Origin of the sequence: Streptomyces sp. NPDC005955 (assembly GCF_042871255.1) — a bacterium.
GTDB lineage: Bacteria > Actinomycetota > Actinomycetes > Streptomycetales > Streptomycetaceae > Streptomyces.
In genome coordinates this window covers 560,741-578,602 of record NZ_JBIAIF010000004.1, presented here as the reverse complement: position 1 = coordinate 578,602, position 17,862 = coordinate 560,741, and the positions used below count along the sequence as shown (strand labels likewise).

Sequence of the window (17,862 nt, the reverse complement as noted above, 5' to 3'; positions counted from 1 at the left end):
GGGGAAGACCCCGCACGCCCCGTCGCCCGCCCGTTCACTGCTTGCGGTAGCCGTACGCCTCGGTGGCCGCCGCCGCGACCGCGTCCAGGTCCGCGCCGGTGGACGCGGTGACCACCGCCCCCACCGCACCCTCCAGGAACGGCGCGTCCACCAGCCGGGTGCCGTCCGGGAGTTCGTCCCCCTCCAGGAGCAGCGCCTTCACCGTGAGGACCGCGCTGCCGAGGTCCGTGAGCACCGCCACGCCGGCGCCCCGGTCGACCCGGGCCGCCGCCGCGGAGATCAGCTCCGCGCTGGTCCCGAAACCCCCGTCCTCGGTGCCGCCCGCCGCGGCCACCGGGGCGGGCGCACCGCCGCCCGCGAGGCCCACCGCCAGCGCCGCCACGGCTTCGGCGACCGCCGCGCTGTGCGACACCAGCACGATCCCCACCACCGGTTCACCGCGTCGGGCGTCCGCCGAGGAGCCCCCGCCGTTCCCGCCGCCCACCGTGTCACTCACCCGCGCCGCCGCCCTGGGCGATGCCGAGCGCGGCGATCAGCAGCGCGGACGAGGTCGCGCCCGGGTCCTGGTGACCGATGCTGCGTTCGCCGAGGTAGCTCGCCCGCCCCTTGCGCGCCAGCATCGGGATCGTGTCCTGCGCCCCGGTGTCGGCGGCGGCCCGCGCCGCGGCGAACGTACCGCCCTGCGTCAGCGCTTCGACCGCCGGCACCAACGCGTCCAGCATCGTCTTGTCCCCGGGGGCCGCCCCGCCGAGCGTCGCCACCGCGTCGACCCCGGTGCGCAGCGCGTGCGCGAAGTCGGTACCGGACACCTCGGGGGCGCCCCCCAACGCCTTGCCGGTGCGGCGCAGCAGCGTTCCGTACAGCGGGCCCGAAGCCCCGCCCACGGTCGAGATGAGCCGACTGCCGGCGAGGACCAGCACGGCGCCGGGGGTCTCGGGTGCCTCGGTCGCCAGGGCGTCCCGCACCGCGAGGAACCCCCGTTGCAGGTTGCTGCCGTGGTCGGCGTCTCCGATCGGGGAGTCGAGGGCGGTGAGCCGGTCCGCCTCACGGTCCACGGCCGTGGCGGTGGCCCGCATCCAGCGGAGGAAGAACTCGGTGTCCAGCACGGGGAACTCCTGGTGAGGGGTGGTGGGGGAGCGGGTGGCGGGGAGGCGCGGTCACCTGCCCCAACGCAGCGCGGGCGTACTCACCGGGGCGTCCCACAACCGCAGCAGCTCCCCGTCCACCTGGCAGAGGGTGACGGAGGCCCCCGCCATGTCCAGCGAGGTGACGTAGTTGCCGACCAGGGTCCGGGCGACGGTGATCCGCCGCTCCCCGAGGACGCGCTGCACTTCGGCGCTGAACCCGTAGAGCTCCAACAAGGGGGTCGCGCCCATGCCGTTGACCAGCACCAGGACGGGGTTCCTCGGGGTGAGGTCGTCGAGGACCGTGTGCACCGCGAAGTCCGCGATCTCCCGGGAGGTCATCATCGGTCGGCGCTCCCGCCCCGGCTCCCCGTGGATGCCGATGCCCAGTTCCAGTTCCCCGGACGGCAGGTCGAAGGTCGGACTGCCCTTCGCCGGGGTGGTCACCGAACTGAGGGCCACCCCGAAGCTGCGGGAGTTCTCGTTGACCTGACGGGCCAGGGCCTCGACCCGGTCGAGCGGCAGCCCCTCCTCGGCCGCCGCGCCCGCGATCTTCTCCACGAAGAGGGTGGCGCCCGTCCCGCGACGCCCGGCGGTGTACAGGCTGTCGGTGACCGCCACGTCGTCGTTGACGAGGACCTTGGCGACCCGGATGCCCTCGTCCTCGGCCAACTCGGCGGCCATGTCGAAGTTGAGCACGTCGCCGGTGTAGTTCTTGACGATGAAGAGCACTCCGGCGCCGCTGTCCACGGCGGCGGCCGCCCGCAGCATCTGGTCGGGCACGGGCGAGGTGAACACCTCGCCGGGGCAGGCCGCCGACAGCATGCCCGGACCCACGAAACCGCCGTGCAGCGGTTCGTGTCCTGAGCCCCCGCCCGAGACGATTCCGACCTGGCCGGCGACCGGTGCGTCACGGCGCACGATCACCCGGTTCGCCACGTCGACGGTCAGATCCGGGTGGGCCGCGGCGATGCCCCGCAGGGCGTCGGCCACCACGGTCTCGGCCACGTTGATCAGCATGCGCAAGGGGTTCCTCCCGGGAGGCGGTCCGGCGGACGTACGAGCGGCTTACCCGATGAGATGGGTCGTCTCCAGTATCGAAGACGACGGGGTGATCGTGCAGCACCGCCCCGCCGGCGGAGGCGCGGAACCCGCCCGCTCGGGGTCGCGGCGCCGGCGCTGCTCGTGCCGGCTCCGGCGTCCGTCACCCGAGCAGACGACGTATCTCCTCGGCGATGATCCGGGGCTCGCCCACGGGGACCATGTGGCCGGAGCGCAGGGCGTAGACGTGACGCCCCCGGCGGGACTCCGCGGCACGGTGCGCATGGGCCGCGTCGAGGGCCGCCCGCAGCTCGGGCGCCATCCCGGGGGTCTCCAGCGCCGCCGAGACCACCGTCACCGGCACGTCCCCCAACTGCGGGGGCCGCTCCAGCAGCGACCGCAGACCGTCCGTCACCGCCGCGAGTTCGGCGCCACGGGTGCGCATGGCCCGCGGGGTGAAGCCCTCCCGACGCATGTCGGTCCCGGCGTCGGGCGGCAGCGCGTCGGTGAGCGGACGGAAGGCGGGCCCGAGTTGACCCGTACGGGCGAGCTCCGCGCTCTTGCGCTGGGCCGCACGCTCCAGCGCGCGGGACGCCGGGTCGAACAGCGGCTCGCACGCCTCGTCCGTGGCGTCGACCAGGACGACCCCTGCGATCCGCCCGGGGGCCGCCGCGGCGGCCACCCGGACCACCGGACCGCCCCAGCTGTGACCCGCCAGGACGAAGGGCCCCGGCCCCAGGTGGTCCAGCAGGTCGCCCAGGTCCCGGGCCAGCCGTTCGAGGGTGCGCGGCGCCCGGCCGCGCGGGCTGCGGCCGAGGCCGCTGCGGTCGTACACCACGGTGTCGGCGTCGTCCGCGAGCTCCTCCTGGACGAGCGCCCAGTACGAGCGGCTCGCCGCCAGTCCGCCCTCGAACACCACCGTCGCCGCGGCGCCCGGCGGCCTCGCGGTCCGCCGCTGGTAGTAGAGGGTGCGGCCGTCACGGGTGCGGGCCCGGCCCACGACCCCCTGGGTGTGCCGCGCCGTGTGCTCCGCTCCGGTCGCCGTCCGGTCCTGCCGCATCCGTTCGTCCTCCACGCATCAGTGCCCGGGGACCACATGACCCCGCGTCAGATTGGGTGAGGTAACCCTAACTTGCCGTCCGGATGGTCTCCGGCACCGGTGCGGAGGGGGCCGGCGGCACGTCCCGTTCCGGTGCCCGACACCACAACAGGGCAGCCGTGAGCAGCAGGGCCGTGGCGAGCAGCCAGGGCAACGGGCCCACCCCGAGCGACGCGACGAGCAGGCCGGTGACCGCGCCGGACAGTTGGAGGGCCAGGGACTGCACGGACAGGGCGGTGGCCCGGCCGGACGAGGTCACCGCGCGGTGCAGCAGTTCGTTCTGGTTGGGGCCCGCCGCCCCCAGCCCCAGGTACAGCAGCCCGTAGCCGAGGGCACCCAGCGCCCAGGCGGGCGGACCGGAGACGGCGGCGGTCACGCCGAGCGGCAACAGCCCGACCGCTGCGGTGGCCAGGGCCACCAGGACCGCCCGCTGTCCGCTGCCGGCACGTCGGGCGACCGGCGGGGCCAGGTGACTGCCGAGGGCCGAGCACGCGAAGCCGGCACAGGAGAGCGCGCCGAACACCAGCGTGCCGGACTCCGGAGCGCCCGTCAGCGTCGCCACCCGCCCCGGGGTGAGCAGTTCCGTGGTGGCGAGCGCGCCACCGATCGCCGCCGTGCTCCACAGCACCCGTCGGACCAGGGTGCTGCGCCCGCCGAGCCGCAGTCCTTCGGCCACGGTCGTGGGCACGCCCCGCAACACGCCGGGCAGGGTCACCGGGGCGCGCGGGGGTTCCCGCAGCGCGGTCAGCACGTATCCGGTGAAGCACAGGACGACGACGGTGCCCAGCAGCAGGGGCGCGGACAGCGGCAGCACCAGGTCCGAGGTGGCCGAGGCGATGCGGTCGCCCGGGCCGAGGTCCAGTAGCCAGGGCAGCGCACCCCCGATCAGGGTGCCGAGGGCGAGGGCCGCGGAGGTCGCCGCACCACCGCGCGCCAGACCGGTGCGCAGTTCGGCGTCGGGACCCCGGGACGCCTGGACGGCGTCGACGTACCAGGCTTCGGCGGGGCCGCTGGACAGGGCGCGGCCCGCACCCATCAGTGCCATGCCCAGGGCGAGTGCCCAGGCCGTGGTGGACAGCGCCTGGAGGGTGAAGGCCGCGGCGTTGAGCAGTCCGGCGGCGGCGAGGACCGCCCGGCGGCCGATGACGTCGGAGAGACCGCCGGTGGGCAGTTCGAGCACGGCGGCGGTGAGGGAGTGCGCGAGGAAGAAGCCCGCGACGGCGGTGAGGGCCATGCCGCGTTCGGTGAAGAGGAGGACGAGCGGTGCGATCGTCAGCCCCATGGGCAGCCAGAAGAGCGCGCAGGTCGTGACGTAGCGGCGGCGGGCCGACCGGGGGTCGATCCGCGGCCCGGCGATTATGCCGCCGGGGGCGCTCACCGGTGCTCCTCGGTGTCCGGTTCCGTGGCGCCTTCCGTCGCCCCGGTCGTGGGCGGGGCGGGCGGCGCGGGTGGCTCGGGGGCGAGCGGGAGGCCGGCGGTGATGAGGACGACCTGTCGGGCGCGCGGGTCCTCGGCGTCCCGGGCGGTCAGTTCGGCGAGCCGTTCCTCGAAGGCCAGCCACAGTTCGGTCACGGACTCGGGGGTGAGTCGGGGGAGCAGGTCGGTGATCCCGGAGGGTTCGCGCCACTCCTCCCCGAGCCGGCCCGCCTCCATGTCCTCCTCGTGCCGGGTCAGCGAGCTGGCGAGGTGCTCCAACTGGCGCCGGCGCAGCGCGCTGACGGCGGCGCGGCCCCCAGGCGAGGCACCCATGGCGGAGTTGCTCCAGGAGGTGACCGCATGGACCGCGCGCCACCGGCGTTCCCGCCCGTCCCGGTGCTCGGCCTCGGTGACGAAGGCGTACTTCGCCAGGACCCGCAGGTGGTAGCTGGTGGAGGCGGAGGACTCCCCGGTGCGCACGGCCAACTCGCTCGCGGTGGCGGGCCCGTACTGGCGCAGCAGACCGAGCAGGCGCGTCCGCAAGGGGTGGGTGAGGGCCTTGAGGGCGGCGGCGTCCGTCTCGGGGTCCAGGACGCGGTGGTGCTCTTGACTGGTCACTCATCGAGCATAGGACGCTCCCGACAGTTTCCCAAAGTATTTTTGCAGAATTTATTTGGGAGAATTTCTACGCCCGGGTCTCGCGGGGCGTCGGACCTCGTTCGGTGCCGGGTCCGAGGGGGCGGGTCTGAGGTGGGCGGGTCCGAGGGGGGATCGGGTGGCGGCCCGGGGTGCCCGGTGGGGCTACTCGGCGCGGACCGCCTTGGTGAGCGTGGTCAGACAGGCGGCCAGGGAGTCGTGCTTGGTGGCGCCGTGGTCGCGGACGTAGGTCCAGGCCGTGTACAGGGTCACCCACAGCACCTGCACGATCCATGTGTCGGTGAGTCGGTCGTCCAGGGCCTTCTCCGCCCGACCGCGCGCCAGGAGCGCGTGTAGGGCGACGTCCGTCGCCGACTCGGTGTCCCCGTCCTGCTCGTCCTCCCAGCCGGGGCTCACCAGCATCACGATGTCCCCGAGGTCGAACAGCTCGTGGATGAGGCGGCGTAGGGCGTCCAGGGGAGGACCCTCATCAGTCCGCGCCTGCCGGGTGGCCTCGTCGATCTGCTCGGACGCGTACGCGGAGAGTGCGGCGAGCAGGGCGGCGCGGTCGGCGAAGTAGCGCTGGAGCGTGCTGCGGGCCACTTGGGCGGCGTCGGCCACCTGGCTCAACGGCGCGGAGCGGTCCTCGCTGAAGACCGTGACGGCGGCGTCGAGGATCGCCCGGCGGGTTCGTGACCGGGTGCGGGACTCCTCCGGAGGCATCTGTTTCAGCACGGGGCCAGTGTATCGGTGCGGGTAATCAGTTGCCGGATATTGCTATGCCGTGCTCTTATCTGGGTCATGGATGACCGATTTAATGAACCGGTGGCCTCTTCGACCACCTCCCCGACCACGGAAGGACCGGCGCCCGTCCCGGCAGCCGCGAAGGGCAGTGCCTTCGCCCGGCTACGGATTCTGGGGAGCTTCGCCCGCCCGCACCGCCGGCGCCTCGCCCTCGGGCTGCTCCTCGCGCTCCTGGGCTCGGCGATGGAACTCGCCACCCCGATGACCACCAAACTGGTGCTCGACTCGCTGGGCGGCGACATGCGACTCGCCTGGCCGATCACCGTGCTGCTCGGCCTCCTCGTCATGGGAGCGGTCGTGGGGCTGTGGCAGACGATCCTGCTCGGCACCGTCGCCGAACGGATCGTGCTGGACGCCCGCGAGTCCGTCGTGCGCCGCTACTTCCGCGCCGCCCTGCTCCCGCTCAGCGCGCGCCCCACCGGGGAACTCACCACCCGCGTCACCTCCGACACCGTGCTGCTGCGCGAGGCCGCCTCCTCCAGCATCGTCGGCCTGATCAACGGCGGGGTGCTCCTGGTCGGCACCCTCGTGCTGATGGGCGTGCTCGACCTGGTGCTGCTCTCGGTCACGGTCGCTGCCGTCGTCCTGATCGCCGCCGTCTTCCTGCTGCTGATGCCGAAGATCGCCACCGAACAGGAGAAGGCGCAGGCAGCCCTCGGCAGCATGGGCGGGGCGCTCGAAGGGGCGTTGCGCGCCCTGCGGACCGTCAAGGCGGCCCGCGCCGAGGCCCGCGTCGCCGAACGCATCGTCGGCCACGCCCGGACGGCCGCCGCACACGGCGTCAACTCCGTGCGGCGCGAGGCGGTCGCCTGGACCGTCGCCTACGGCGGCATCCAACTCGCGCTGATCGGCATCCTCGGCTTCGGCGCCTGGCGGGTCTCCAACGGGAGCCTGGAGGTCTCCAGCCTGATCGCCTTCCTCCTCTACACCTTCGGACTCATGGGACCGGTCACCGAACTCTCCGGCCACGTGACCGCGCTCCAGTCGGGCATCGCCGCCGCCGCGCGCATCCGCGAGGTCGAGGACGTCCCCCTCGAACGGCAGGCGGAGCAGGTGCCCGACACACGCCGCCCGGGCGCCACGGCCGCGGCGGCGGTCCCCGTGCGCCCGGAGGAAGACGGCGGGCGCCCGCTGATCGAACTCCGCGGGATCACCGCCCGCTACGCACCCGGCGGGCAACCCGCCGTGCGCGGGGTGGACCTCGACATCCCGGCCCGCGGCCACACCGCGATCGTCGGCCCCTCCGGCGCCGGCAAGACGACCCTGTTCTCGTTGCTGCTGCGCTTCGTCCACCCCGAGCACGGCCGGCTCCGGCTCGACGGCACCGACTACGCGGACCTGTCGGTCGCCGACATCCGCCGTCGCTTCGCCTACGTGGAGCAGGACACCCCGCTCGTCCCCGGGTCGGTCCGCGACAACATGCTGCTCGCCCACCCGGACGCCACCGAGGAGGAGTTGTACCGCGCCCTGGACGAGGTGCGGCTCGGTGACCACGTCCGCACGCTGCCCGACGGACTCGACACCGAGCTGAGTCCGACCTCGCTCTCCGGTGGCCAGCGCCAACGCGTCGCCCTCGCCCGGGCCCTGCTGCACGCGCCGGACGTCCTGCTCCTGGACGAGGCCACCGCCCAGATCGACGCCCTGACGGAGGCCGCCATCACCGAACACGTCCGTGCCCACGCGGACCGTGCGGCCGTGCTGTCCATAGCCCACCGGCTGTCCACGGTCGTCGGCGCCGACCGGATCGTCGTGATGGAGGAGGGCGGCATCCGCGCGGTCGGCACCCATCGGGAACTCCTGCGCAGCGACCGGCTCTACCGGGACCTCGTCGAGGCGCTGCACATGACCGGGCCCGCGACCGCCGAGCCGTCCGTGGAGTACGCGGGCCGCGCCGGGCGGTGACCGGGTGGGCCGGGCGGTGACCGGGAGCGGTCAGGTCGCCGGGCGGCCGACCCGGGAGGTCAGGGCTGCTGTTCCGCCAGACCGCAGTCCCCGCACTTCGCCCCTGCCGGGGCCCGGTAGTACAGACAACAACTGCGCCGTCGGAACGTCAGGTCCGGGCCGGTGACCGAACCCGTACCGGTGAGGCGGCCCGTGCCCAGCAGCCGGTCCACCAGGGGCTCCAGCCGCCCGCGCACGCCCGGCCGGGCGGCCAGGACGGCCCGCCCCGCCTCGACCAGCGCGGAGGCGGCGTTCCCGTCCAGGAGCCGGGGGGACACCTTGACGGGGAGCCCGGCGCGCAAGACGTCCAGCCGCCGGGTCACCACCGTGTCGTACAGCTCGTCCACGAGTCGCGGGACCCGGGCCGCGTACCGCCCGGTGGCCCGCGGCAGCCGCAGCGCCGGCCCTTCGTCGGCGCGTTGCAGACGGGACAGATCGGGCACGATGCCGTGCAGCACCGTGCACGCGAGGAGCGGTGACCACAGCCGGGCCGCCTGCCCGAGCTGGGTGATCGACGCGGCGACCCGCGGTTCCTCGCTGCGGTGGCGGGCCGTGGTCGCCGCGATCAGATCGGGCACGCCGCGCGCGTACGCCTCCCCGAGGGAGTGCCAGCCGGTGTCGGGTCCACCCACCCGGACCGAGAAGAAGCCGCCGAGTTCCGCCACGTCGCGCAGGGCCGCGGCGACCTCGGCCGGCGGGGCCGTCGCCTCGCCGGGGTGGCCGGGGTCGACGGGGGCGTCCGGCTCGCCGGGGTCCACGGCGTCCGGGCGCTCGTCCGCCCGGCGGTGCCCGACCGGGTGCCGGGAGCCCGTCACGGGCGGAACGCCCGGGTCGGACCCTCGTCCCCGGTCACCAGGGTGATGTGCGGGACCCCCGTGACCGGATGTGCGTCGACCTCGGCCTCCACCCGGTACACCTCGGACAGCAACTCCCGGGTGAGGACCTCCGCCGGCGGGCCGAGCGCGACGACCCGACCGGCCGCGAGCACGCAGAGCCGGTCGCAGAAGGCGGCGGCGAGGTTCAGGTCGTGCAGGGCGACGACCGTGGTGACGCCGAGGTGCCGCACCAGCCGCAGCACGTCCAACTGGTGGCGCAGGTCCAGGTGGTTGGTCGGCTCGTCCAAGACCATCGTGCCGGCCTGCTGGGCGAGGGCGCGGGCGATCAGGACGCGCTGCTTCTCCCCACCGGAGAGCCGGTTGAAGGGCGCGTCCGCGAGCCCGTCCACGTCGAGGCGGGCCAGTGCCGAGGCGATCACGGCCCGGTCGTCGGCGTCATCGCCGGCGAAGGCCCGTTTGTGCGGGGTGCGCCCCATCGCCACCACGTCGTACACGGTGAGTTCGAAGTCCCCCGCGCTCTCCTGGAGGACGGCGGCCAGCTGCCTCGCCAGTCGCTTGCCGGGCATGCGCCACACGTCCTCGCCGTCCAGCAGCACCCGCCCCGAGGTGGGCCGCAGCGTGCGGTACACCGTGCGCAGCAGGGTGGACTTCCCCGCGCCGTTGGGGCCCGCGAGTCCGAGCACCTCACCCGGGGCCACCCGGAGCGACACCCCGGTGACCAGGGCCCGGCCGCCCACGGCGACCGTCACGTCCTCGATCTCCAGGGCGCCGGGCACGGCCGTGCCGGGCAGCTGCGCGCCCTCCTTCTCGATCGGCGCCGTCATGACGTCCTCCGTCGCATCAGCCACAGGAAGAAGGGGCCGCCGACCAGTGCGGTGAGGATGCCGACCGGGACCTCCTCGGGGCTCATCAAGGTCCGTGCCGCGAGGTCCGCGGCGATGAGGAACGCCGCGCCCAGCAGCGCGGCGGCGGGCAGCGCCCGGCGGTGGTCGGCGCCCACCAGCAGCCGCACGACGTGCGGCATGATGAGGCCGACGAAGCCGATCTGACCGCTGACCGCGACGATGGTGCCGATCATCAGGGCGACGACGGTGAACATGGCCGCTCGGAAGCGGTGCACGTCGAGCCCGAGCGCGGTCGCCGCCTCCTCGCCGGCCAGCAGCAGGTTCAACGGACGGCTCACCCCGAGCAGCACCACCGTGCCGGCGAGCACGACCACGGCCGGTATCCACAGCATCGACCACGTGGTCCCGGCGAGCCCGCCGAGCATCCAGCGCAGCGCCGACTGCGTCTTGTGCGGGTCGTTGGAGGTGACGATCAGGAAGCTGGCGAGCGCCGACAGCACCTCGGCGGTGGCGACGCCCGCGAGCACCAGACGGATGGTGGTCATCCGCCCGCCCGACCGGGCGAGGAAGTACACGGCGATCAGCGCGGCGAGCGCCCCGCAGAACGCCGCCAGCGGCAGGGTCACCAGGCCGAACGCCGTCAGGTTGAACACCAGGACGCTCACCGCGCCGACCGAGGCGCCCGAGGAGACCCCGAGCAGCATCGGATCGGCCAGCGGATTGCGGACCAGGGCCTGGAGCGCGGTCCCGGCGACGGCGAGTCCGGCGCCGACCACCGCGCACAGCAGGACGCGCGGCAGCCGCACGTCCATGACGATCGTCTCCCGCACCGGGGTCCAGGTCGCCTCGGCCAGTCCCGGGTGCACCCGGTGCAGCAGGATGCTCCAGACCTGGCCCGCGGGGACGTTGACCGAGCCGACGGCGACGCCCGCCGTACCCGCCACCGCCACCAGGGCGGCCAGCAGCACGAGGACCAGTGCGTACGGCGGCTTGGCCCGACCCGTCCGGACCTCCGACGAGTCGGGCGACGGGGCCGGGTCCCGTCGGGTGGTGTGCAGCGCACCGGCCCCGGCCGTCCGGGGCGCGCCGGTCACTGGAAGCGGTCCGGGTGCAGCTGACGGGCGAGGTCCGACACCCCGGCCGGCACCCGGACGCCGAGCACCGTCGAGGACAGCGGCAGCACCGCGAACCGCTTGTTCTTGATCGCCGGGACGTCCTTCAACGCGGGGTGCGCGAGCAGGAACTTCTTCTTCTCGGCGACGGTCTTGTCCCCGTAGTCGTAGATGACGACGGCTTCCGGTGCCCGCTCGGCGACCTGCTCGAACGAGACGTCGCCGAACTGCTTGTCCAGGTCGTCGAACTGGTTCCGGCCGCCCGCCTCCTTGATCATCTCGTTGCCGATGCCGGCACCGCCCGCGGTGAACGCCGTCTTGTCGCCGCTGTCGTAGACGAACACCTCGACCGGGTCGACGCCCTTGAGCTTCCCCTCGACACCGCTCAGCGTCGTGCGGACCTTCTTGACCTCGCGTTCGGCGCGGTCCTTCACCCCGAAGATCTTCCCGATCGAGCGGAGTTCCGTCTCGATCTGGTCCATCGTCACCGGACCCTCGGGGCACTCCTCCACATTGAGGTAGGAGTTGACGCCCGCCTTGGTCAGCGCGGCGCGGCTGCGGCCCTCCTGCTCGTCGAAGGTGCTCGCGAACCCCGCGTAGGCGAAGTCGGGTTCGGCGGCGAGCAGCGCCTCGAAGGACGGGTACTCGTCCGCGAGGACCTTGATGCCGCGGTAGGCGTCCGCGTACTCGGGCAGGATCTCGTCGTCCAAGTAGGCGGTGCCCACCATGGACTTCTCCAGTCCGAGCGCCAACAGCACCTCGGTGGCGTGCTGGTTCAGGGAGACCGCCCGCTGCGGGGGACGCTGGTACGTCGTCTTCACCCCGCAGTTGGTGACGGTGACCGGGAAGCCCTCGGGCGCGGAGGCCGCGCCGTCGGTCTTCTCGTCGGTGCCACCGCCACCGCAACCCGCTATCAGGAAGGCGGCTGCGGCGAGCAGGGCGACGGAGCGTCTGGCCATGGTGTGGTCGGTCCTCTCACCACGGACGGCACGGCGCCGCCCGCGGTCGGTTCGTGGGTTCAGCGCGTCGCGTCGGACTGCGCGGTACGGACCCGCCGCGGCGGGGTGAAGACGTAGAGGTCGAGGACGTCCGGTGGTGCGGCGACCCCCGGACCGCCGGCGCGGACCCAGGAGACGATGTCCTCGGTCGCGGCGGAGTCGTTGACGAGGCCGAGCCAGACGGGACGCGCCCCGGCCGCGCGTCCGGCGGCCGACGGGCGGACGACGATCACATTGGCCTGATCGCAGACGTCCAGGCAGGCGGCGACCGTCACGGAGGTCGCCTCGCTCAGCCGCGCCACCTGCGCGGAGTGATCGACTCCGGTCACCTTCGCGCTGCCGCAGCAGCAGTCCCGGCACACCACGACCCGGCACGGTACCGGATCGTCGGCCAGCGGCCCTTCGGGCATTCCGACTCACGCTCCCCTCTGGGGAGATCCGCCCCAGTTCTGTCGAGGAGGCGACCGCGTGAGTCTCCTGGCTCTCGGGTCACCGCTCGCCCCGCCCTTCCCACCCGCATAGGGGCAGTGGGCCGTTCGGGGTTCGCTCGCCGATCACAGTGGCGGGACCGCACCGGATTCACACCGGTTTCCTCGTTCCGCCGTCGCCTTTCCGCGTCATCATGACAGACCCGGCGCCCGGAACCCATGCCTGGGGCGCGGTTGCTGCGCAGGTCACACGGGCGGAACGGGGGAGCGGGCCGGTCCCGGTGCGCGCGGCGAGCGCCGCCCGCACCGGGAGGGCGGTCAGGCCGCCACGAGGGCGGGGGCTCCGCTGGGTTGCTCCAGCCAGCTGGCGGCCAGGTCCCGACGGGCACGTGCCACCCGGGAGCGGATGGTTCCCACGGGGCAGTCGAGGGCCTCCGCGGCCTCCGCGTAGGACAGGCCGAGGAGCCGGGTCAGGGCGAACGCCTGGCGCCGTCCGGGTTCCAGCGAGTCGAGCGCGTCCATGAAGGCCACCGATTCCTCGAAGCCGGGGAGGTGGCGGGGCTGCGCGCGCTCCGCCGCGGTCAGCCAGTCGGCGCTGTCGGCGATCCTGGGCCGTGCGGAGGCCCGGCGCAGCCGGTCCACGACGACCCGGCGGGCGATCGCCAGCAGCCAGGTGCGTGCGCAGGAGCGTCCAGCGAATCCGCTGAGGCTGGTCAGCGCGCGCAGAAAGGTTTCCTGGGCCAGGTCCTCCGAACCCGGTACATCGGTGGTCAGATGGGCGACGAACCGCCGTACGTCGTCATAGGTGGCGTGGACGAAGAGTTCGGCGGCGCGCTGGTCGCCGAGGCCGGCGGCCAGTGCCCAGGTGGTGATCTCCGCGTCGCGGTGTGCGTGCCGGGCGGCGGCAGCGCCGCTGCGGGTGGATCGTGCGCCTTCTCCAGGTGAATAAGGCATGACAAATCGCCCTTCGCGTCCGGGACTTAACCCGTCAAAGGTGAAATAAGTGGACAAAACCTCAGGACGCGAAAAGAGGGGGCCCTCGTCGAGGGGCCGCGCGCAACAGGGCGAGCGGAGACGGGAGGCGGTCGGACGCGCGACGCTCGACCGGGGCGGGCGTCGCCGCCGGCAGGACCTGCGCCCCGCACAGGGCGGCCACGGCGAACCGCAACAGGCCCCCGAGGAACAACGCCAGCGCCCGGCCGAGTTGGGCGAGCGAGCGCTCCCCCCGCCACAGCCACCAGCCGCACACCGCACCCGCGAGCACGTGCGCGCTGGCCATGCCCGAAGTGACCGAAGAGAGGTCGAACAGGCCGCGCAGGGAGCGGAAGAGGGCGAGCGCGGTGCTCCCGGCCAGACCCGTGCCGTCCGTGGTGACGGGGCGCGGATGGGCCGTGTGGACCCCGTGGCCCGTGCCGCCCGGCCCGTGGGTCAGACCGAACAGCGCGTGCAGCATGACCTGGGCCCCGGCGCTCGCCCCGATCACCGCACCCGCGGACCGTTCCCGGCGGGTCAGGCGCCAGGCGAGCAGGGACACCGGGGGAACCGCGATCACGTACCCCTGGAGCGAGGGCGAGACCCCCGACGCCAGGGCGTGGCCGAGCCCGGACACCACGACGCACACGGCGACGAGGATCGTCGTGTGCGTGAGGCGGAGTGCGGTTCCGGCTCCCATGAGAGTCATGGTGCCAGTGGGATACGGGTCCCGGGTAAGGGCTTTGACCGGACAGTTGGCGCGATCGCCCCCGTTTGTGGACACCGTGTGTCGTGACCCATGTCACTACCCGCTCCCGGGAACTTTCCGCCCTCCGCATCCGACTACGTGTGCGACCGGCCCCACCCGGTCGTGCGCGACCTCATTGACACGTGACAGAAGCGGAGCCGCCCGCCGTGAACCCCACAAACGACCGTGCTGCGCCCGGTACCGAGCCCCCGCCCGCCGCAGGTACGAACCCCGGACCGTCGGGCGTGTCGACGCCGCCCCGCCCCCGGGTGACCCTCCGCGGCGACCTGCGGGCGGGGGTCCTCGACGGCTCCTTCGCCCTGCTCGTCACGGGCGCCGTCTTCGTGCTGCTCTACGTCCGGATCGAGGCCGAAACCTCGTCCACGCTCACCGTGATGCCGTTCATGGCCGACACCGGTGCCTTCTGGATGTACTTCCTCAGCCAGGCGTTCGGCTGGTCCGCGCTGCTGTGGGCCTGGGGCACCGTGGTCCTCGGACTGCTGCTGTCCGGCCCCCGCCCGAGCTGGCTGCCCCTGTCCGGCCCCCGCCTCGAACGGCTCCACCGCACCACGAGCATCAACACCATCGCGCTGATCGCCGCTCATGCACTGCTGTTCGCCGCCGAGTTGGTCCGGCACGACACCGACGCCTGGTACGCCGGCACCGCCACGGCCTTCGTCGAGGCCTTCGTGCCCGGCGGTTACGCCTCCGGAACCGGCCGGATCGCGATCCCCGTCGGTCAGGCCGCGCTCTACCTCGCGATCCCCCTCGGTCTGCTCTTCTACGTCCGGCACCGCATCGGCGCCAGGGCCTGGCGGGTCATGCACCGCTTCGTCCTCGTGGTGTACGTCCTCAGCGTCTGGCACACCCTGCTGTACGGCACGAACGTGTGGTACGACGGCTGGTTCCGCACCACGGTGTGGCTGCTCCAACTCCCCGTCGCCGCACTGTTCCTGGCGCGGCTGATGAGCCCGGCCCGGCGTTCCCAGCGGCTCGCGGCCCCCGGTGTCCGGTCGGGGGCCAAGGCCGTCTGGACGTTGCGGTTGGGCGGGCGGCTGGCCGTGGTCGCCGTCCTCGGGGTGCTCGTGGCCGTCCTGGTCACGGGCCGGGACGGCGGACGCACCGAGCCGCCCGCCGACACCACGTCCAGCCACACCGAACACGGCTGATGCCGGGGCCGCTCCGGGGTCGGCGCCGGAGGGTTACAGGGCGGTCCAGGTGAAGGCCACCCGGTCCCCGGCGTGGATTCTGAACTGGCAGCCGCCGACGGGGGTCGGCGTCCCGTTCACGGAGATGTTCCAGTAGGCGGTCGCGCCCCCCTCGACGTTCTTGATGGACTGCACGAAGTAGTCCTCGAACGACGGGTACCAGGTGCCGTCCCAGGCGAACCCGCGCTTGCGGGCCGCGTCGTCGAGGGCGGCCGTCGGCGTGGGCACCGCACTGGGGTGGGCGCCGCCGTTCGTGCCGTCGCAGCGCTGGGTGCCGCCGGTGGTCGGGGTGACGTCGTGGCCCTTCGTCCGGATCTTGCCCCGGAACAGCACCCCGTCGGGCCCGCGCACGGTCAGCGTGACCTTCACCGGGGTGTTGGTCCCGGCCGTCAGGGTGCTCCCCGCGGCGGGCGCGGTGCCGGGGGCGGCCAGCGCGGGGGCGCCGGTGAGGACGAGACCGAGCAGGGCCGCGGCGACGGCGGTGCGACGGAAGAGGTGGTGACGCATGGGGCCTCCTGGCGGGTACGGGCCCACGGGGTGAAGGCCCCGCACTTCCCCCTGCGTTGACCCGTCCGTCCCTCTCCTCATGGACGGGCGGCCGGTGCGCGGGACGCCAGGGCTCCACCTCCGCAGACCATGACAGAGGGAAGCGGTGTACGGGGAACTCCGGGCGCTCCGACTCACGGCACCGCAGTGCCGCACACGGTTGCAGGTCAGCGCCGGATTCCCACCGGCTTCCCCCGGACGTCCCCCATGCCGTTGTGGTGTCCGGCGGCCCGCGCCGAACAGGGGCATCGTACGGCCGTCGGGCCCCCCGGGTCCGGTGATCGGGAGGTTCCGGTGCGGCGCACTGCCGTCACCGCGACCGTGCGGCGCGACGGGTGGGGCGCAGGAGGCCCGGGGTGCTCAGCGTTGCGCGAGGGGCGTCGGCGCTTCTTGGACGGCCCAACCGTTGCCGTCCGGGTCGGCGAACGGGAAGAAGGAACTCCACGCCTCCTCCGCGTACCCCTCGACCCAGCCCTCGGCGCCCAGATGGCTCAGCGGGCCGACCGGGACGCCCCGCTCCGCGAGTTGGGCGTGCGCCCGCCGCAGATCGGGTACGCAGAGCTGGAGCCCGTGCAGGGCTCCCGGCGCGGTGACCGCGGTGCCGGGCAGGGGCGGGACGCCGGTGCCGATCACGATCGAACAGCGGGAGCCGGGTGGGGTGAGCTGGACGATGCGCACCCCTGGACCCGGTGCCGTGTCGTGGTCGACCGTGAAGCCGCAGCGGTCCGCGTAGAACTCCTTGGCGCGGTCCACGTCGGCGACGGGGACCACGACCAGTTCCAAGGTCCAATCCATGACGGCCTCCTCGGTAACTGCCGCTCGTGCGGCGCGTGTTGCCGGATCCGCCCAGCGTGCCACGAGCCACTGACAACGCCGCCCGACCGGCGCGGCGAGGCAGCGGCCGCTCCGTCGTCTCGCCGGGCCCGGCGATGACCGGGCCCGGCGGGTGCCGTCCGGATGCCCCCCGCCGGCACTCCGCGCACGATGGAAGCGGGAGGCCGTCATGAAAGCTGCCGTGGTCCGTGCGTTCCGTGAACCCCTGGTCATCGAGGAGCGGCCCGACCCCGTGCCGGGCCCGGGACAGGTACTGATCGCCGTCGAGGCGTCGGGCCTGTGCCACACCGACATCCACGCGGCGCACGGTGACTGGCCGGTGAAGCCGACGCCGCCGTTCGTGCCCGGCCACGAGGCCGTCGGAACCGTGGAGACGCTGGGTGACGGGGTGAGCCACCTCTGTGTCGGCGACCGGGTCGCCGTGCCCTGGCTCGGCTGGGCCTGCGGGCGCTGCGAGCACTGTCTGTCGGGCTGGGAGACGCTCTGTGAGCAGCAGGTCAACACCGGGTACGGCACCGACGGCGGGTACGCCGAGAAGATGCTCGCCTGGGCCGACTTCGCGCGCCCGGTGCCGGACGGCGTCGACCCCCGGGACGCGGCACCCCTGACCTGCGCGGGAGTGACCACGTACAAGGCGCTCAAGGTCGGCGGGGTGCGGCCCGCCCAACTGGTCGCGATCTCGGGCGTGGGCGGGCTCGGCCACCTCGCGGTGCAGTACGCCAAGATCGCCGGGGCGACCGTCGCGGCGATCGACGTCACCGACGAGAAGCTCGCCCTCGCCCGTTCCCTCGGCGCGGACATCCTCGTCAACGCCGCCACCGAGGACCCGGCGGAGGTGCTGCGCGCCCACGGGGGTGCGCACATCGGGCTCGCCCTCGCCGTGAACGAGGCCGCGTTCGGTGCGCTGAACGCGGGGCTCAGGCGGGGCGGCCGGTTGGTGATGGTCGCCATGCCCGCGGGCGGAACGATCAAGGTGCCGATCTTCGAAACGGTACTGGGCGGCACCGCCGTGCTCGGGTCGATCGTCGGAACCCGGCAGGACCTGGACGAGGTCTTCCGGCTGCACGCGGCGGGGCGCACCCGGGTCATCCGCGAGACGAGGCCCCTGGAGTCGGTGAACGACTCCATCGCCCAGGTGCTGGCGGGGGACGTACGGGCGAGGATCGTCTTCACCTTCTGACCGGCCGGGTGAGGCGCGGTCCCTGCTCCTCGTGCCCCCGCCCCTGCCTAGTGCTGCCTCCCACCCCTCCCACCAGCGGTCCTTCCGGCCGTCC

19 protein-coding genes and 2 riboswitches are annotated in these 17,862 nt (G+C 73.6%); of the genes, 3 read left to right on the top strand and 16 right to left on the bottom strand.

Going from position 1 to position 17,862, the window contains the following annotated elements; translation table 11 throughout:
- Window positions 1-34 precede the first annotated feature (34 nt).
- From ACFYOU_RS14255 to ACFYOU_RS14225, 7 genes are all read right to left on the bottom strand, one after another.
- Window positions 35-496: a PTS-dependent dihydroxyacetone kinase phosphotransferase subunit DhaM gene (locus tag ACFYOU_RS14255; protein WP_389767493.1), complete on the bottom strand. Its 462-nt coding sequence runs from the start codon at window positions 494-496 to the stop codon at window positions 35-37.
- A complete protein-coding gene (gene dhaL, locus ACFYOU_RS14250) occupies window positions 489-1,106 on the bottom strand; it encodes a dihydroxyacetone kinase subunit DhaL (protein WP_391305685.1) in 618 nt (205 codons plus the stop codon). Before dhaL ends, ACFYOU_RS14255 begins: the two co-directional genes overlap by 8 nt.
- Before the next feature lie 51 nt (window positions 1,107-1,157).
- Window positions 1,158-2,150, bottom strand: coding sequence for a dihydroxyacetone kinase subunit DhaK (gene dhaK / locus ACFYOU_RS14245; protein WP_391305683.1), 993 nt, complete (start codon window positions 2,148-2,150; stop codon window positions 1,158-1,160).
- A 178-nt stretch (window positions 2,151-2,328) separates the two neighbouring features.
- Complete coding sequence (locus ACFYOU_RS14240; protein ID WP_391305681.1) at window positions 2,329-3,225, bottom strand: alpha/beta fold hydrolase; 897 nt, start codon at window positions 3,223-3,225, stop codon at window positions 2,329-2,331.
- A gap of 67 nt (window positions 3,226-3,292) precedes the next feature.
- Window positions 3,293-4,642 carry an MFS transporter gene (locus ACFYOU_RS14235; RefSeq protein ID WP_391305679.1) on the bottom strand — a complete coding sequence of 450 codons (1,350 nt, stop codon included), beginning with the start codon at window positions 4,640-4,642 and terminating at the stop codon, window positions 3,293-3,295.
- Window positions 4,639-5,298 carry a helix-turn-helix domain-containing protein gene (locus tag ACFYOU_RS14230; RefSeq protein WP_391305678.1) on the bottom strand — a complete coding sequence of 220 codons (660 nt, stop codon included), beginning with the start codon at window positions 5,296-5,298 and terminating at the stop codon, window positions 4,639-4,641. The genes ACFYOU_RS14235 and ACFYOU_RS14230 overlap by 4 nt, the downstream gene beginning before the upstream one ends.
- 183 nt (window positions 5,299-5,481) lie before the next feature.
- Window positions 5,482-6,051 (bottom strand): TetR family transcriptional regulator, encoded by a 570-nt coding sequence (locus ACFYOU_RS14225; RefSeq protein WP_391305676.1) that lies wholly within the window; start codon window positions 6,049-6,051, stop codon window positions 5,482-5,484.
- A 90-nt stretch (window positions 6,052-6,141) separates the two neighbouring features.
- Between ACFYOU_RS14225 and ACFYOU_RS14220 the strand changes: the two genes are divergently transcribed.
- A complete protein-coding gene (locus ACFYOU_RS14220) occupies window positions 6,142-8,022 on the top strand; it encodes an ATP-binding cassette domain-containing protein (protein ID WP_391305674.1) in 1,881 nt (626 codons plus the stop codon).
- A 59-nt stretch (window positions 8,023-8,081) separates the two neighbouring features.
- Here the strand turns inward: ACFYOU_RS14220 and ACFYOU_RS14215 are convergent, their stop codons facing one another.
- From ACFYOU_RS14215 to ACFYOU_RS14185, 7 genes are all read right to left on the bottom strand, one after another.
- A complete protein-coding gene (locus ACFYOU_RS14215; protein WP_391305806.1) occupies window positions 8,082-8,819 on the bottom strand; it encodes a (2Fe-2S)-binding protein in 738 nt (245 codons plus the stop codon).
- Window positions 8,820-8,872: 53 nt separating this feature from the next.
- A complete protein-coding gene (locus ACFYOU_RS14210; protein WP_391305672.1) occupies window positions 8,873-9,721 on the bottom strand; it encodes an ATP-binding cassette domain-containing protein in 849 nt (282 codons plus the stop codon).
- Window positions 9,718-10,800: a FecCD family ABC transporter permease gene (locus ACFYOU_RS14205; RefSeq protein ID WP_389767614.1), complete on the bottom strand. Its 1,083-nt coding sequence runs from the start codon at window positions 10,798-10,800 to the stop codon at window positions 9,718-9,720. The genes ACFYOU_RS14210 and ACFYOU_RS14205 overlap by 4 nt, the downstream gene beginning before the upstream one ends.
- Window positions 10,801-10,832: 32 nt before the next feature.
- Window positions 10,833-11,813 (bottom strand): ABC transporter substrate-binding protein, encoded by a 981-nt coding sequence (locus ACFYOU_RS14200; protein WP_389767511.1) that lies wholly within the window; start codon window positions 11,811-11,813, stop codon window positions 10,833-10,835.
- A gap of 59 nt (window positions 11,814-11,872) precedes the next feature.
- Window positions 11,873-12,262, bottom strand: coding sequence for a (2Fe-2S) ferredoxin domain-containing protein (locus tag ACFYOU_RS14195; RefSeq protein ID WP_389767513.1), 390 nt, complete (start codon window positions 12,260-12,262; stop codon window positions 11,873-11,875).
- Window positions 12,263-12,322: 60 nt separating this feature from the next.
- Window positions 12,323-12,450, bottom strand: a riboswitch (cobalamin riboswitch).
- Window positions 12,451-12,598: 148 nt separating this feature from the next.
- On the bottom strand, window positions 12,599-13,234 hold the full coding sequence (locus tag ACFYOU_RS14190) for a sigma-70 family RNA polymerase sigma factor (RefSeq protein ID WP_385753506.1): 636 nt from the start codon (window positions 13,232-13,234) through the stop codon (window positions 12,599-12,601).
- 61 nt (window positions 13,235-13,295) lie between these two features.
- Complete coding sequence (locus ACFYOU_RS14185) at window positions 13,296-13,961, bottom strand: hypothetical protein (RefSeq protein ID WP_391305670.1); 666 nt, start codon at window positions 13,959-13,961, stop codon at window positions 13,296-13,298.
- Window positions 13,962-14,143: 182 nt separating this feature from the next.
- Here ACFYOU_RS14185 and ACFYOU_RS14180 point away from each other — a divergent pair, with 182 nt between their 5' ends.
- Window positions 14,144-15,169 (top strand): ferric reductase-like transmembrane domain-containing protein, encoded by a 1,026-nt coding sequence (locus ACFYOU_RS14180; protein ID WP_391305668.1) that lies wholly within the window; start codon window positions 14,144-14,146, stop codon window positions 15,167-15,169.
- Window positions 15,170-15,202: 33 nt separating this feature from the next.
- On the opposite strand, the gene ACFYOU_RS14175 is transcribed toward ACFYOU_RS14180, so the two are convergent.
- Together ACFYOU_RS14175 and ACFYOU_RS14170 are read right to left on the bottom strand one after the other, a co-directional pair.
- Window positions 15,203-15,715: a DUF4430 domain-containing protein gene (locus ACFYOU_RS14175; RefSeq protein WP_391305665.1), complete on the bottom strand. Its 513-nt coding sequence runs from the start codon at window positions 15,713-15,715 to the stop codon at window positions 15,203-15,205.
- A gap of 161 nt (window positions 15,716-15,876) precedes the next feature.
- A riboswitch (cobalamin riboswitch) is annotated at window positions 15,877-15,949 on the bottom strand.
- 165 nt (window positions 15,950-16,114) lie between these two features.
- Entirely contained in the window at window positions 16,115-16,549 is a 435-nt protein-coding gene (locus tag ACFYOU_RS14170) for a VOC family protein (RefSeq protein ID WP_391305664.1), read from the bottom strand.
- Between the two features lie 208 nt (window positions 16,550-16,757).
- Between ACFYOU_RS14170 and ACFYOU_RS14165 the strand changes: the two genes are divergently transcribed.
- Window positions 16,758-17,768: an alcohol dehydrogenase catalytic domain-containing protein gene (locus ACFYOU_RS14165; RefSeq protein ID WP_389767522.1), complete on the top strand. Its 1,011-nt coding sequence runs from the start codon at window positions 16,758-16,760 to the stop codon at window positions 17,766-17,768.
- Window positions 17,769-17,862 lie beyond the last annotated feature (94 nt).